General features: G+C 67.1%; 1 protein-coding gene (running past one end of the window). It reads left to right on the top strand.

Going from position 1 to position 16,067, the window contains the following annotated elements:
- Window positions 1-16,067, top strand: part of the annotated coding region (locus ACGFIZ_RS30390; RefSeq protein WP_393425498.1) for a LuxR C-terminal-related transcriptional regulator (this coding region is incomplete at its 3' end). Its footprint begins 15,314 nt before the window's first position; 16,067 of its 31,381 annotated nt are in view.

Genomic DNA, 16,067 nt, shown 5'->3' with positions numbered 1-16,067 from the left:
TCGAATTTTGGCGGGAAGCAAACTGCCCGCCCCCCTGCATACTGGCATTGGCAAGAAGGGGCACTTGACCCCTGATGGGGGGGAGGTGCAGGTTGCCCAGGCGACGGAGATCACCTTCCGGGTAGGGAAGTGGCCGCGCCTGGCCGGATCGGAACGCGGCGTTTTCGTCGTGGTCAGGGCGCCGTTGGTCCGCGACGAAAACCGACACGCCTACCGGCTCATCGACACGGGCATAAAGATCGATGGGTTCGGTGAGCTCATTGGAAAGCTCCGCCGGCAGCGGAACCTCACCATGCTTGCCCCGCAAGCCGAGGGGGCACCTGAGCCGACCGGGCAGGGCCCGGGCGCAGGGGATGGGTCGTCGTTGCCTGCAGGGGTTGCGCGCGGGGCGGGCGCGAGGTCGAGCGACACCATCAGGGCCGGTGAGTCCGGCGGTGTCGCGCCGGACTTGCCGGAGGTGCCCGGCCAGGCGTGGAGACTCGACCCCCCATCGTTCGTCGGGTCCTACCACATCACGGCGTCGCTGGACGCCAAATCGAATTCTAGGAAGTTGGACGTAAAATTCGCCGGCCGTCCGGTCTATATTTCACAGACCGTGGTGGTCGACGGAGGTTCGTTCGACTTTCCTGCGGACGTCGAAGAGGTTCGTCTCGAACTCGGGTATGACAGCACTGGTCGATCCGCCGCGTTCGTGGAACTACCGGCCGAAGATAGTCCTGCCGGGGAGACCCTGTACCTGGAGCTGGAGCCCGCCCCCACCGCAGACGACATCGAGTCGCTGCGCAGAAGGGCGCTGTGGGTGCCGCAGGATCAGTGGGATCTTTCCGAGGCGGTGGAGCTCGAGGACGTAGAGTTCGAGGACGTAGTAATGACGAAGGGCAAGGGCAACTATTTGCCCCCTCCCCTGCATATTCATCTTGGTACGGAAGGCGCGCTCGGTGGGGCGGAGGTGGATATCACCGCTGGGACGCTGGTCACCTTCCGGGTGGGGAAGTGGTCGCGGCAGGTCGGATCGGAATCCGTTACCGGCGTTTTCGCCGTGGTCAGGGCGCCGTTGGTCGACGGAACCGGGCACGCCTACAAGATCATCAAAACGAAAACGACGGTCGGTCAGTTCGAGGCGCTCATAGATAAGCTCCGAGACCGGCAGGAATCGTTCAACATGCGCATCCTTAATGGGTGGCAACCTAAGCCGACCAGGCAGGCTCCGAGCACCGGGCAGGGGCCGGGCGCCGGGCAGGGGCCGGGCGCCGGGGGTGAGTCGGGTTCCAAGGATGGGTCGTTGCCTGGTGGTGCGGCGGCGTTTGAGCGGGGTCCTGTAGGGGGTGGTTCGTCCTCGATCGAGATTGATGCGGAGCGGTGGCGGCCGAATCCTGATGTGAAGCCGTTTGGTGGCGAGGGTGGGCCGGGGCGGCTGTTTGGTGATTTGGTCGCGGTGCGGTACGAGCTGGTTCCGGGGGATGAGTGGGTTATTCGGCGGCGGTTGTTTGTGGAGGGTCCGAAGGACGCGGTGGCGCAGGTGAAGCAGGCCACTCTGGACGGTATCGCCGCGTTGAACGGTAAGCCGGCGGTGTTGCCGGAGGTCGGCAAGACGCTGCGGTGGGAAGTGCAGTTCGTGGACGATGAGGCCCTGGCCCATCAGAAGGTCACGGTCGTTGCCAAGGGTAGCGGGACGGATCAGCGTCGTTGGGCGGCGGGTGAAAAGCCTGGGGTGTACGTGCATGAGGTCGTGCACGGGGCCGGTGTTGTCGACAGGCCCGATTCGACGCTGATGGGCCCGCACAGGCACGGTGATGATTGGAGTTTGTCCGACGAGGATCTGAAGGACATCGTCAAGATCCTCAAGCCTCATTACGCCGGTGTCGTGGGCAGTGACGGTCCTGCGATACGGCCGCCCGGTGCGGCCAGCGCGGCGCAGGGCCCGGCCAGCATGCAGGAGTTGTGGGACAAGGGCTTCGCCGTGTCGCCGAAGTTCCCCGGTTACGAGTCGGGGGTTTCCGGTGGGTCGGCTGGTGGTGTCGTCGATTCCGTACCGCCTGTGCCTGCCGTGCCGCCGTCTGGGTCGCAGTGGGCGGCGGAGACCGACTCGTTGCGGGAGGCGCTTGACCAGGCGTCGAGGACGCCGTTGCCGCAGGATCAGCCGGCCACCCCGCATTCACCTGTGCCGGTGACGCCGCCTGTGCCGCCTGCGCCGGTGACGCCGCCTGTGCCGCCTGCGCCGGTGACGCCGCCTGTGCCGCCTGCGCCGGTGACGCCGCCTGTGCCGCCTGCGCCGGTGACGCCGCCTGTGTCTCGGTCGCCGGAGGAGGTGTTTTCTGAGCTTGTTGATTTGAAGTCGGAGTTGGAGGCTCTTGATTTTCGGATTAGTCGTGGTGGGAATGGGGTGGAGGGGCTTGAGGCTGTTCGTACTGGGGTGCGGGCAGCGTTTGACGAGAATTTGAACCGGTTGTTGGGTGATGCGGAGTGGGCGCCGCGGGTTCATCATTGGAGTGGGGGTGAGTTCGATCCGGCGGTGCGGGCGAGTGTGGTTGGCCTTCGTAAGGAGTTGAAGAAGGGGGCTGGCGGTTCGCTCGTTGGGTTGTTGGATGGTTCTTGGCTTGCCACGGTGGTCCAGATGGAGGCGGGCAGGGTCGCGCCGGGGGATGGGCCGAATCGTCTTGGTGCGTTTTTGCCGTTGGTTCGTGCGTATGTGGATGGTGGGGCCGAGACGGTTACGGCTGATCATGTGGCGGTGCTTGACGGCTATGTGGATCGGCTGAACGCGGCGAAGCGGCCGGTGGATCGTGATGGGTTGTTGTGGGCGGCGGGTTTCCGGACTCTTGGCAGGGTGTTGGGGCCGGTGGGGTCTGTGGACGGCCGGGCGCCGGGGGATGACACCGGCTCAGAGGCTGGCTCTGCGGCGGGGGTGAAGACTCCTGACCAGCACATTGACGAGTATGTGTCGGGGTTGCGGAGTCCGGTGGGGGCGGGGGTGGCGCCGTCGTCGTATGTGCCGTGGGCGGAGCGCGTGTTGGAGGTGCGGTGGCTGGCGCGGCAGGCGGGGTTGACGGTTACGCGTCCGGATGATGCGCGGGTTTTGGACACGGTGGTGCAGTTGGCGCACCGGCAGTATCGGAAGGATTTCCGGGGTGCGCGGCCGTTGGGGCCGTTGGGTGTGCCTGCTTTGCGGCGTGTGGTCGAGGTGAAGTTGGGGGTTGATGGTTCGGCGCCGTTGTCGATGGACGTGTTGCGGTTGGTGGCGGACAAGTCGGGGGCGCGGCGGAAGTGGGAGCAGTCGCATGCGTTCCAGGCGTGGGCGCGTCGCCAGGTTCAGCGTTCGTTCGGCAAGTCGGAGTTCGCGGGTGGCGGTGCGCGTTGGCATTGGTTGGATGGTGGTTATCGCCAGGTGGTGACGCTGTTCCAGCGTGGGGCGGAGAAGTGGGAGGGGATGCCGGATTCGGAGGTGGAGCGGCGGAAGGAGTGGTCGCGGGTCCGGGCGCACCTGAATACCACCGATTCTGGTCGGAAGGTTCCTGACGGGCAGATCGAAAAATTGGTGCGGGTGCGCCGTAAGTATTTCGCGGATTATCGGAACCGGCGGTTCACGGACGATGGCGGGTTCGCTGATTACCGGTGGATGACGCAGCAGTTCTTGAATGACACCCGGACGGATGCCGGGAACATTGAGCGGTTGGCGACGATGTTGGCGGCTCCGTCGCCGGAGGTGGTGGGGTGGCGGCCGTCTGCCGATGGTAGGGGTCCCGCCAATTTCCGTGATTTCCTGAACAGTCAGCGGCTTCCGTCCTGGGTGTCCCTGCGTCGGGACGAGAACGGCCGTTTGGGGCCGGAGGCGGAAGCGTATGTGCGGCCCTGGGTGGAGGGGCTGCGGGGTGCGGAGGCCCTCGACGGCTATCTGCATGACGCGGTGACGGTGGCGGCGTTGTCCGGGGGCCTGGTCGATGCGGTGACGGTCGACAGGTGGTGGCGGAAGTCGAGCGCGCGCAGCGGTGCGCCGGTCAGGACCGAGTCGGTGCCTGCGCCGTCGTCGCAGTCGGCGCCTGCGCCTGCGCCGGTGGTCGTGGAGGGCTCGCGGCCTGCGTCGGTGGCGGAGTCGGACGGGTACCGGCCTGCGACGCCGGACGAGCGGGGGCGGGAGTCCGAGGCGCCGGCTCCCGAGGCTGACACGTCGGTCAGGGCTCGGGTAAAGGCTCAGGTGGAGGCGGGTTTCCGGGCGGCCGAGGCCGCGGCGGGTACGGTCGCCACGACGGTCGGGGGCGCGGCCGGTTCTGCCGCCCAGGCTGTCAGTGGCCCGGCGGGTTCTGCCGCCCGGACTGTCGGCGGTGCGGCGGGTTCTGCCGCCCGGGTGGTCAGGGGCGCGGCGGGTTCTGTCGCCCGGTTGGTCGGGGGCAGGGCGGCTGTCGCCGCTTACAAGGCGACCCGGGACAGGTTGCACTACGAGCGCACGTTGATCGAGTTGGCGACGGCGGGTTGGAAGTCGCCGGCTGACCATCAGGCGGCGGTGTCGTATCGGCCGTCGTTGCCTGGTCACACGGCGGAGGAGATCGCCGAACGCAGCCGGTTGATCACGTCGTTCCACAATGTGCTGGATATTTCGTCGTTCGTGCCGGATGTGGCGGGCTGGTTGAATCGGATCACGCCGGCGTCGAAGGGTTCGATCAGTGCCGGCGTGCTGGAGCAGAAACTGAAGTCGTCGTTGGGGAAGGCGGTCGATGAGGGGATCGGGCTCGAGACGGCTGATGGTTCGTTTGATGTCCGGTTGTGGCCGGTGCCGGTAGCTAAGCCGGTCAGTGGTGCGGGGAACTGGGCCAAGCGGGGTAAGGACGGGAGCACTCTTGCGGCGGGCAAGGCGGAGTTGCGTTGGTTCGCCTACAAGGAGGCGGGTGGCGCTCGGTTTGACGGGAGTTTGTTCCTTGGTGAGCTCTTGGGGAGTTATCAGGCCGGCGTGGGGGTGAAGGGCGAGGTCGGCGGGCTGGCGTTGCACTCGCGTCAGTGGGGTCCCCGGTCGTTCGTGTCCAACAATCCGGCGCGGTACCAGTTCCTGCGGATGAAGGAGGACGGTGGCCTGGCCGAAGTGGATGTGGCGTGGGTGGCCCGGGTGCAGGACCGCGCGACCGGCAATTGGCGGGACTTCCACTTCACCACCGCCGAGGGGGATATCCGCCGCGACACGTTGCCGTATCTGGTGGCGCAGGCGTTGCTGCCGCATGACGAGACGCTGCGGAACAATGGCAGGCCGGACCAGGCGACCACTGGACTGAATGCCCATACCCATCTGGTGGACCCGGACTACCTGGTGCCCAAACCGATCAGCGATCCTTCCGAGTTTCCGCTGGAGAAGCTTGACTTCGCTATCGCCAGGTTGGATCTGGTCGCGCGGGTGATGACCGTGCTGCGTCAGCAGTTGAAGCCGGACGATTACGCCTTCTGGGGGCCGATCGTCGAGCGCAAGCTGAACAACACTGATCTCGCGATCAAGTTGGACAAGCTGCGGTACTCGGGCGACGACATTCAGCGGATGTTCCGCATCAACGAGGTGCGTGGTGACCGCAGCCTGAACCTCACGTTGACCGATGCTCAGATCACCCGGGTGATCAAGGGCAGCGAGGTCGACATGAGTAACGAGCTGCGATTCGACGACATTCGGGGGAATATCGCCCGTAGTATGGCCGGCGCGGACCGGCAGCGGCGGGCCGGTGGCGGGTTTTTCGGCCAGATCAAGATACCCCGCGGTCCTCGCCTCGGTTTCGGGATACGTCATCGGGAGCATCGAGGCCAAGAGACGGGCCGTAATCACCGGTCTCTGATCACGTCCTCGAAACGGCTCGGTGGCCTGCTGCAGGTCGTCGGTTTCGATTTCGCCCCGAAGCTCAACGTGGAGGCGACCAACAACGGTGAGGTCAAGTCCACGATCGACAACGTGTTGGTGGACGGCGGTTCCGCCGACGCGTTGCTGGCCGCGGTGGACGTGTACAACCTGCGCCGCGCCGATGGGGAGCGGTTGTTCGTTCCCAACCCGAAACTGATCGAGCGTATGCAGGCCGAGGTGGCGAAGCCTGACGCGGGTAGCGAGAAGAAGCGGACCCTCAGCCAGCGGATGGTCGCGTTGCTGGACGCGATGGGCGCGCCCGCGCCGAGCATCGCGGACGGGGTGGTGGAACCAGCGAAGGACCGAAGCCGCCAGCAGTGGTGGCGTCCCGGCGCTGGCCTCGGCATGGATCACGTCGAAAAGATCGAGGGTAACCGGGCGATCTACAACAGGGTCGTTCCGCAGTTGGTGGATTTGGGTTACCTGCCGGCGGCCGCGCGGGGAGCCGAGGGGCAGACCCCGTTCCAAGCGTTGGCGGAGGTGGCCGGCCCTACCGGAGCGGGTATCAACGAACCGGACCAGGCCCACCAGAACTGGGTCCGGTTGGTCGACGCGTTGGCCGCCGACAATTTGCTGTCGCGTCGCGTCGACCTGTTCGGTGCGGGTAAGAGCCGGCCCGGTGTGACTATTGAGCTGCCGCATCCGGATGCGCCCACAGACCCCAGCCGGACCCTGCTCGGCGGGGTGTCCGCCGAGGTGACCGCCAGCAGGTTCACGGAGATGACGCCGTACGAGATCCAGGTCGCGGTGACCGACATGGACATCATTTACGCGCGTAACGTCACCGGTCGTCTGACGAACCTGGACGGCGTCGGCCGGGATTCCGGGACTCCGAATCCGGTTCCTCTCAGTGCGACGGTGCGCAGAACCAAATACCCGTCGGCGAAGCAGGGCCGTAACCTTTCCAGCTATCTGACCGCCGACACCGACGGGCAGAAGTTGCCGGCGGCGCGATACAAGGCCGACCTCCGCTTCCACCTGTTCGGGCTCATCGGCAACGGCGAGCCCATGCGGTGGGGCAGCGTCAAGGGCTCGGCGGACGTGCTGCAACCCGACGTCCTGGCGGACCCGCCGCCGGTCGAGGACACGCTGCCGCCACCGCTGCCACCGCTGCCGGAGAGCGACGAGACCGCCCTGCTCAGTGCGCCCGTCGCCTCAGCCGATGGCACGCCGTCGGTGGAGGATGAGACCGCCCTGGTGGTCAGTCCGCCGCAGGATGGCCCGCCGCCGCCGCGGATGCCTTCTGCACTGGCCACCGAGGGTATTCAGATCTATGCGATTGCTGACCCTACCGGCTTTGCGGAGTTGTCCGCTGGTCTGGTGGCGACGGGCCGGGTGGGGGCAGCCAATGTGTGGAAGGCCTTCACTCCGTCGTTGTTCACGTCGTTGGTGTTGCGGTCTTTGTTCGGCGCGGGCACGCTGCCTGTGGGTCCGGTGACGATCGGATTCCAGACGAAATTGCTGGGCAGGCCGCGGGTCGACAAGGTCTGGTTCCCGTACAACCAGCAGGTTCAGGAGGGCCAGGACGGCGCAGAACAGGGCACGCTAGACCTCCGCTACCGCGACGGCATCGCCAGGGTCGGACTCGGTCTCGACAGTGGGGCAGCCAGTTGGCTTCCGGACGGTGATGGGTGGAACGCCGGTGTGACCGGCACCGCCCGGTTCACCTCCGGCTCCGGCCAGGAGCACTCCCGAGTGGAGACGCTCGGCAACTATCGAGGCGGATACCAGGACACCAAGTTCGCGTGGGTCCGCTCCGAAGTGGAGTTCACGGTTCCGGTGCCGGGTGGGCCCCCGGTCGTCCACACCGGTGAGGTATTGGTCAATGTGCGGCTCAGCGACGTGCAGCAGCACCGGGCGAAGTTCGACGACCCGTACAACCTTGTTCCTGACGGTGAGGCCGCGGCCTCGTCGGCGCCGTTGTGGAGCATGTCGCCGCTGCCACCGGCCAGCCTGACGGACAACCACAGTTTCTCCACGATGTGGATCGGGCAGCACACCAGCGCGGACAGCGCGTTCGGTCACGGTCCGCTGATCGCCGACCTGACCGAGAAAGCGAGACAACTCGGCGGTGACGATCTGGCCAACAAGGTGGCATCGCTGCCCACCTGGTCGGAAGCGAGTGTGGCGCAACTTCGGGACGGCGGTAAGGGCTGGCCGTTCGAAAGCGGTGACCGCCGCTTCTTCCTGCTGATTGAGGCCCAGCCCTTCGGGAAGGCGGAAAACCCGCAGGACGGCCCCACCGGTTTGAAGGTCTACCGACGCGACAACGAGGCGAACGTGAAGGCCCGCCGACAGATAGACGGGTTCGGCTACACCGCCGGCGTCGCCGGCGGCGGTCAAGGCGCCGTGCCCGACGAGGTGCTCGTCCGCGGGGGAGCCTCCTACGGCAAATACCAGCGCAACGACACCATCGACGGCGAGGGCGGGAACCAGCTCCGGATGGAAGGAGCCCGACTCAACAACACCGCCCAATACGGCAAGAAGGACGTCGCCTACAAATACACCATCGAGGAAATCAGGTCCGAGCGTGGAAACACCTTCGGGGCGTTGCGCGGCGTCGAGACGGTCTCCGGCGAGGTCGTGGAGAACAAAGTGGTGGCCGTGCCGCTGGAATCACTGCGGCTGCGAAACCAGCCACCCGTCGGCCTCAACATCCCGCTGACCACCCGCCCACTGGACATGTGGGACCGCGTCGCCGGCGCCTACGGCGTCAAAGCGATCTTCGACGCGGTGGCCTCGACCGGCCTGCTGACCAAACAGCACGCCTACCACGTCCACCCGTCCGCCACCCAACTCACCAACGACAAACTGGCCAAAAACATCGGCGCGATGATGACCGAGCACGGGAAGCAGTTCACGTCCCTGGTCTCGGGAAGCTCCGCCTACGACAACGTCGACATCACGGTCCGCGCTGACCTCAACCCGAGCCTGCAGATCTCCACCGTCTCCAAAGCCGAGCTGGAGAAATACGACCACGAAACCGTCCTGATGCAGCAGGCGAACCAGGCGATCCAGCGGAAGACCCAAACCCTCACCGGCGGCGCGGGCATCCCCGCCGACCCCTTTGGTGTCACCCGCGGCAACATCGACGGCAGCGGCGCCTATGCGGAAGTCGGGATCACCCGCATCGACGTCACCTCCTCCACCGAGGTCCGTAACTGGAACCGGGGAGACAACCAGGTCTACCTGCTCTACGTCCCCGTCACCTACCACATCACCGTCCGCAAGGGCGACAGGACAGAAACCGTCACCGCGTACGGCGCGACCGAAATCACCACCACCAGAGAAAACGCCCTGAAGTTCGGCATCCCCGAGAGCGTCCTCACCGACGCGGACAACCACGCCACCCTCCTGCGCGAACTCACCGACCCCGCACCCAAAGTCCGTGACCGCGCCGACGACCGCGCCCGGGAATGGATCACCCAGGGACTGCCCGGCGGACCCGCCACCCCCCCCACGATTCCCCGCCACGACACCGATACCCCACAGACCCGAGCGGGCCGCACCCGGCGACTGCTGGCCCCCACCCTGCCCCCCGGATGGACCACCACCGGACCACTGACCCAGCGCCCACCCACCCTGCGACCCGGCACCCGGCTGTGGATCGCCCGACCCCTCGGCGCCGCCGCGGCACGCATCGACACCGACGGCACCTACCGGCTCCTGGACCCGCTCACCCCCGGCCCCACCGAACGCCCCCTTGACACCGCACAGTTCCACGACGTCCTCGACCGCGCCCAGGCCATCATCCTGATCGAACCCGACGTACTCACCAGCTGGCTCCTGCACCACGACAACTGGGCCGCCTCACAACGATTCGCGCAGGACAACCTCGCCGCGCTGCAGGCCGACACCACCGCGGAACAACTCGCCACCCAGTCCAGCTCCACCGACCCGACGGCCCCGCTGCACCGGGCCCTACTCGACACCATCCGCACCGGCCAACACACCACCGCCTACCAATACCTCCAGTCCCCCGACCCGGCGGCCCGCCACCACGTGATCACCCAGGCCGTCGCCACCGTCGAACCCGCCGACCCGGCCGCCCCGGCGGGCCTGCGCGCACTGGCGGACCTCATCGCCGCCGACCCAGGCGCCACACCAGAGGCGGACCCGCAAGCCACCATCGACTCCACCGTCCTGCGCGCCGTGGCCGCCGTCCTCGACCCCGCCACCACCGTGCTGGACACCTACCGGGCCATCGCCTCCACCTGGCCCACCGACCACCGCCACGACTGGCACTCGACCCTGAACACCCTCACCGACTGGCTCGCGCGGGCCTTGGCCACCAGTGGCATCGACCGGCTGCCCGACACCACAGCCCGCGACATGGGCACCCTCACCGACGACATCAACGCCCGCATCGACCGCCGCCACGTCAACCAACTGCTCGACGACCTCACTGCCGAACAAACCGAGCAACTCAGCGCCGCGGTCACCGCCTCCACCGCCTCCACCGCCGCTGACCTCGCCCACGCCTGGCAGAACATCACCACCACCGCCGAGCTCATCCCCGCACTACCCAAACCCGCCGGCGCCTGGGCCGGCACCGTCACCACCACAACCACCCCACCGCCAGCCGCGCCCACACCCGCGCACGTCATCCACCACCCCACACCACCCGCCCCCGACACCCTCGACCAGTGGCTGACCATCACCGACCCGGTCGCATCCCATCACTACTTCGACACCCACCAGCACGACCTCCTTACCGACGACACCTACCGGCGACTCGACACCCGAGAAACCCCCAGCACACCCCACCAGGCCCTACTCACGCTCGCCCAATACGGCCGCATCCACGACGCGTACGAATACCTCCAGGCCGACACACCCGCCACCGGCGCGCCCACCGACCGGCAGCAACACCTCACCCGTCTGCTCACCCGCCCCGACCTCGCAGACCCGACCGCCGTCAAAGCCCTCGCCCACCTCGCCTACCACCACCCCGACCGCACCCCCGGCGCCAACGCCGACGCCGTCATCCTCCAGCTCACCGCCGGTATCCTCGACGACCAACCCGTCACCGACACCGACCTCGCCGCGCTCACCGACGCCCACCACGACCTCACCCCCGAGCAACGCGAACACTGGGCGGACACCCTCAACACCCTCGCCACCAACACCACCACCCCCGCCCACCAAACCGCCCTCCACACCCTCGCCAACCACCTCCACCCCGACACCACCCCCACCGACTCCGCCGACACCAACCCGGCCGAGACGAAGCTGTCCGAGACCGACAGCGACCGTGCCGGTGGCGACCGCGCCGACACCGACCCGGCCGAGACGAAGCTGGCCGAGACTGACGGCGACCGTGCCGGTGGCGACCGCGCCGACACCGACCCGGCCGAGACGAAGCTGGCCGAGGCGAAGCTGTCCGAGATCGGCAGCGACCTCGCCGACGGCGACTGGCAGCGTTTTGAGCGGGATCTCGTGGACCGCTACGCCGGTTTGTTGGATGGGGCGGCGCGGGCGCGGCGGGGTGAGGTGGACCTGCCGGTGCAGGTGGAGACCGTTTTTGACGGGTGGGTGGCGTCCCGGTTGGGGCAGGAGACCGTCACCGGGTTGCTGTCTCGGTTCGGGCTGCCGGGTGCCGCGCTTGCGCCGGGGTTCCTGGACGGTGTGCGGGAGCAGGCGGTGGCGCGGGTGGTGGCTGGAGGGCTGGCGGGTACGGACGCTGACCCGGAGCGCGTGACGGCCGCCCTGTTGGCGGAGTTTGATCGGCAGGCGTTGCGGTCGCTGGCGGAATCGGCGGCCCGCTACCACCTGGACCAGTACCTTCCCACGAACACCTCGGCATCGGGTGCCGAAGCGGTGGGGGCGCCGGCGGCGGTGCGGCGTACGGTCGAACGAGAACTGTCGCGGCAGATCGACCGGGGTGTGGCCGCGGTCCTCGGCGGTAACTCGTTGTCGGGGGTGCCGGTGCGGCCGGTTGCCGCGCAGGTGGAGGGGATCGCGAATGTGGTGTGGCAGGCGGTGGCGGACCTGCCTGCCCGCGTCGACGCCGCCTCCACCGCCCTCGACGCGGCCTCCGCCGACGCGGCTCCCGTGGATGCGGCTTCGATCAAGGCGGTGTCCGACCCGGCGGATCTGGCCGATGACCGGTTCGCGGTGCTGGCGCGTGAGCACCGGGTGGATCCGGGTGCTCTTGGGTCGTGGGCCGGGTCGTTCCGGCGGGAATGGGTGGACGCCTATCAGCGTCTGTCGCAGCAGGCTTCGGCGGGCTCGGTCGGGACGATCGAGATTGATGCGGAGCGGTGGCGGCCGGATCCTGATGTGAAGCCGTTTGGTGGCGAGGGTGGGCCGGGGCGGCTGTTTGGTGAGTTGGTCGCGGTGCGGTACGAGCTGGTTCCGGGGGATGAGTGGGTTATTCGGCGGCGGTTGTTTGTGGAGGGTCCGAAGGACGCGGTGGCGCAGGTGAAGCGGGACACTCTGGACGGTATCGCCGCGTTGAACGGTAAGCCGGCGGTGTTGCCGGAGGTCGGCAAGACGCTGCGGTGGGAAGTGCAGTTCGTGGACGATGAGGCCCTGGCCCATCAGAAGGTCACGGTCGTTGCCAAGGGTAGCCGGACGAATCAGCGTCGTTGGGCGGCGGATGAAAAGCCTGGGGCGTACGTGCATGAGGTCGTGCACGGGGCCGGTGTTGTCGACAGGCCCGATTCGACGCTGATGGGCCCGCACAGGCACGGTGATGATTGGAGTTTGTCCGACGAGGATCTGAAGGACATCGTCAAGATCCTCAAGCCTCATTACGCCGGTGTCGTGGGCAGTGACGGTCCTGCGATACGGCCGCCCGGTGCGGCCAGCGCGGCGCAGGGCCCGGCCACCGTGCAGAAGTTGTGGGACAAGGGCTTCGCCGCACCGCCAGAGTTCCCCGGCCACCAGCCGGAGGACGCCGGCGGGTCGCAGTCGGGTTCTGGCCAGCTGACCGAGGACGTGCTGCTGGACCAGATGGTCGCCTTCCGGCCCAGCCCGGGCGGCCCCGGCAACCTTTACGAGTTCCTGGAGACGTTCCTGGAGACGATCGAGCTTCCCGCGGGGGTGACCCTGGAAAAGGGAGGTACAAAACGGCGGTTCGACGGGTCGGCGGAAGCGCCGCGACGCAACCTGCAGCCGTCGTACCTGATGCACGAGTGGGCGCGAAGGGTGCGGGCTCAGATCACACCCGGCTACGACTACCCCCACAGTCCGGATACGGTAGCCGCGCTGTCCGGCGGCCTCATCAGCCCGTCGGAGGTCGAGAGCGCGTGGAGTGCGGACGCGGGTGGGTCACAGCCGCGTTCTGGCCAGCTGGCCGGGGCGCCGGGCGTGGTCCAGCAGGTGACCTCCGGGCAGGGGGGCGGCCCGAGCGGGGCGGCTGTGGGGGGCGTGAGCCGGGGGCCCGGTGCCGGACGGGCGATCGGCGATATGGGCGGCAGGCCGTCGCAGCACACCGCTGTCGGTGCGGCCGCTGCTAGCGGCAATATCAGTAGGCGGGCTGGTGGTGCCGGCGTCGAGCCGGTGCCGGCACCCCTACCAGACGTGTATGGGTGGGAGTCGGGTCCTGGCCCGCTGACCCGGGAGCAGAACGTGCTGCTGGACCAGATGGTCGCCTTCCGGCCCGGCCCGGGCGGTCCCAGCAACGTCCGAGAGTTCCTGACGGGGATGCGGCAGCTTCCAGAGGGGATATCCCTGAACAAGATGTCCCTGAGAAAGCAGAGAACGAAACTAAACTCGCAGACGTCGTACTTGATGCAAGAGTGGGCCCGAAGGGTGCGGGCCCAGATCATTCCCGGCTACGAATACCCCTACAGTCCGGAGACGGTAGCGACGCTGTCCGGCGGCCTCATCAGCCCGTCGGAGGTCGAGGGGGCGTGGAGTTCGGGCGTGTCTCGCGCGCTGTGGGACGTTCGACACGACGTGGTTAGCTTTCGGCCCGTCAAGGGCGGCCCCAACCTCCGCGAGATGTTGGCGGCCAGGGGACTCCCAGCCGGGTGGGTTCTGCCCGCCAGGGGAAAGCGGCTTGAGGGGGACTTTAAGGAGGCGGTGGACGACTGGGTCCGGTCGCTGATGGACGGGGAGGACCCCGGCGGCCACCCATACAGCACCTACTCGGTGGCCGAATGGTCTGGTTTCCTCATCACCCCCATGACGGTCTCGAGGTTGTGGCAGCAGGCGCGGCAACCCGCCACCGCAATCGCGGGCTCACTCACCGAGCAGTTGCCGGTGGGTGAGTCGCGGTCGGGTTCTGGCCGGCTGAACGAGGAGCAGATAGAGCTGCTGAAGGACATGGTCGCCTTCGAACCCGGCGAGCAGGGCGGCCCCAGCAACCTCGAGGAGTTCCTGGAGGCGAGGCAGTCGCTGCCAGCGGGGATATCTCTGGACCGGAAACACAACGCGCTAAACGAACAGACGTCGTACCTGATAAAAGAATGGGTCCGACAGAAGAAGGCCCAGTTCGTCTCCGCCAAAGGCTCTATCAGTGGTAGAGAGCTAGCGGCGCTGTCCGGCAAACTCATCAGCCAATTCGGGGTCCGTCAGGCGTTGCGTTCGGACATGGACTATCCCGACATCGCGGCGGCGCTTCCCCTAACCGAGGAAGCGGTGGCTCCTGTGGAACCGGACAGGTCGGCTCCGGTGCAACTGACGTCGGGTCAGAAGGCAGTGCTGTACCTCGTGGAGGTTGACCCTAAGTGGAAAAATTCCGAAATCGCAGACATGCTCGGGATAAAGCCCAAAACGGTGGAGAATCAACTGACCATGGCGATGGGTAAGCTGCTGCATCCGGACCAGCGCAAAAATCGTCGGATGGCCGCCGCGGTCGAGGCCCGCGCTCGCGGACTGCTGCCTGACCCTGCCGTGCCGGCCTCGGCCCGTGTGGCCAAGCTCCGCGAGCTCGGACTGCTGACCGGTCCCGTGCCGGGCCCGGCAAGTGTGGCGGCTACCGGGGGTTCATCTGACGGTCTTAGGCTGACGCCGACGGAGACCGAAATGCTGTCCTATGTGGCGGAAGGGTGGCCAGATTCCGAGATCGCGGAGCAGCTCGGGGTGAACGGTGACACCGTGGCTGATTCCATGACCGAGGTGCTGCGCAAGCTGGGCGTATCCAGTCGGCAGGACGCTGTGAACAAGGCCCGCCTGCTCTACCTGCTGCCAGGTGTGCCGGTTGATATTGATGCTGAGCTGTGGCGGCCTAAGCCTGGTGAGGATCCGTCTGGTGGCAAGGGTGGGCCGGGGCGGCTGTTTGGTGAGCTGGTCGCGGTGCGGTACACGCTGATTCCGGGTCTGAAAGAGTGGACGATCCTGCGGCGGATTTATGTGAAGGCTGACCCGGGCGTTTTGGAGGCTCAGCCGGACGCGGTGGAGCAGGTGAAGCGGCGTACTTTAAAGGGTGTCGCCGCGTTGAACGGACAGGGGTCGGTGTTGCCGGGTGTCGGCATGCCGCTGCGGTGGGAAGTGCAGTTCGTGGATCATCCCGATCTGGCCCATCAGGAGGTCAGGGTCGTTGGCCAGGATAGTGATACCGATCAGTGGCGTTGGGCGGCGGGACAGGCCTCGAAGGTGTATGTCCATGAGGTCGTGCACGGTGCGGGTGTTCGTGATGACCCCAAATCGTCGCTGATGGGTGGTCACGGGCACGACACTGAGGTGGTTCTGTCCGAGGGTGATCTGCAGCAGATTGAGGATACTCTCGCTCCTTACTACGCCGGTGTGGCGGGCAGTTATGGTCCTTGGGAACGGCCGCAGGGTTCGGCCAGTGGGGCGCAGGGCCCGGCCTCCGTGCTGGAGGCTTGGAAAGATGGTCACGCCGCGCCGCCAGAGTTCCCCGGCCAGGAGCCGGTCGATGCTGGTGGGTCGGCTGGTGGTGTGGTCGATTCCGCGCCGCCTGTGCCGTCGGTGGGGGTGCCGGTTGATCGTTCGCTGTTGTCGGCGTTGGTGGCTGAGGATCCGGCGGGTGTGGGGGAGTTGTTGGGTCCGGTTCTGGACGGGGATCTGGTGGGGTTCTTGTCGGATCCTGACGGGGTGCGGGCCGAGTTGGGGCGGGCTGGTGAGCCCGATGGGGAACGGCTCGCGCAGGTGACTGAGCTCTTGCAGGTCCGGGTTGGCCACTGGCTGATCGGAAATAGGGCGGGGTTGCCGGCGGAGGTGTTGCGGCAGCGGGTTTTCCTGCCGTATTTGGGGCAGCGGGCGCGGGAGCTTCAGGAGCAGGATCCTG

Source organism: Micromonospora sp. NPDC048830 (genome assembly GCF_043198215.1).
GTDB lineage: Bacteria > Actinomycetota > Actinomycetes > Mycobacteriales > Micromonosporaceae > Micromonospora.
Note: the sequence above shows the minus strand (reverse complement) of the source record. Positions and strands in the feature narration are given on the sequence as shown.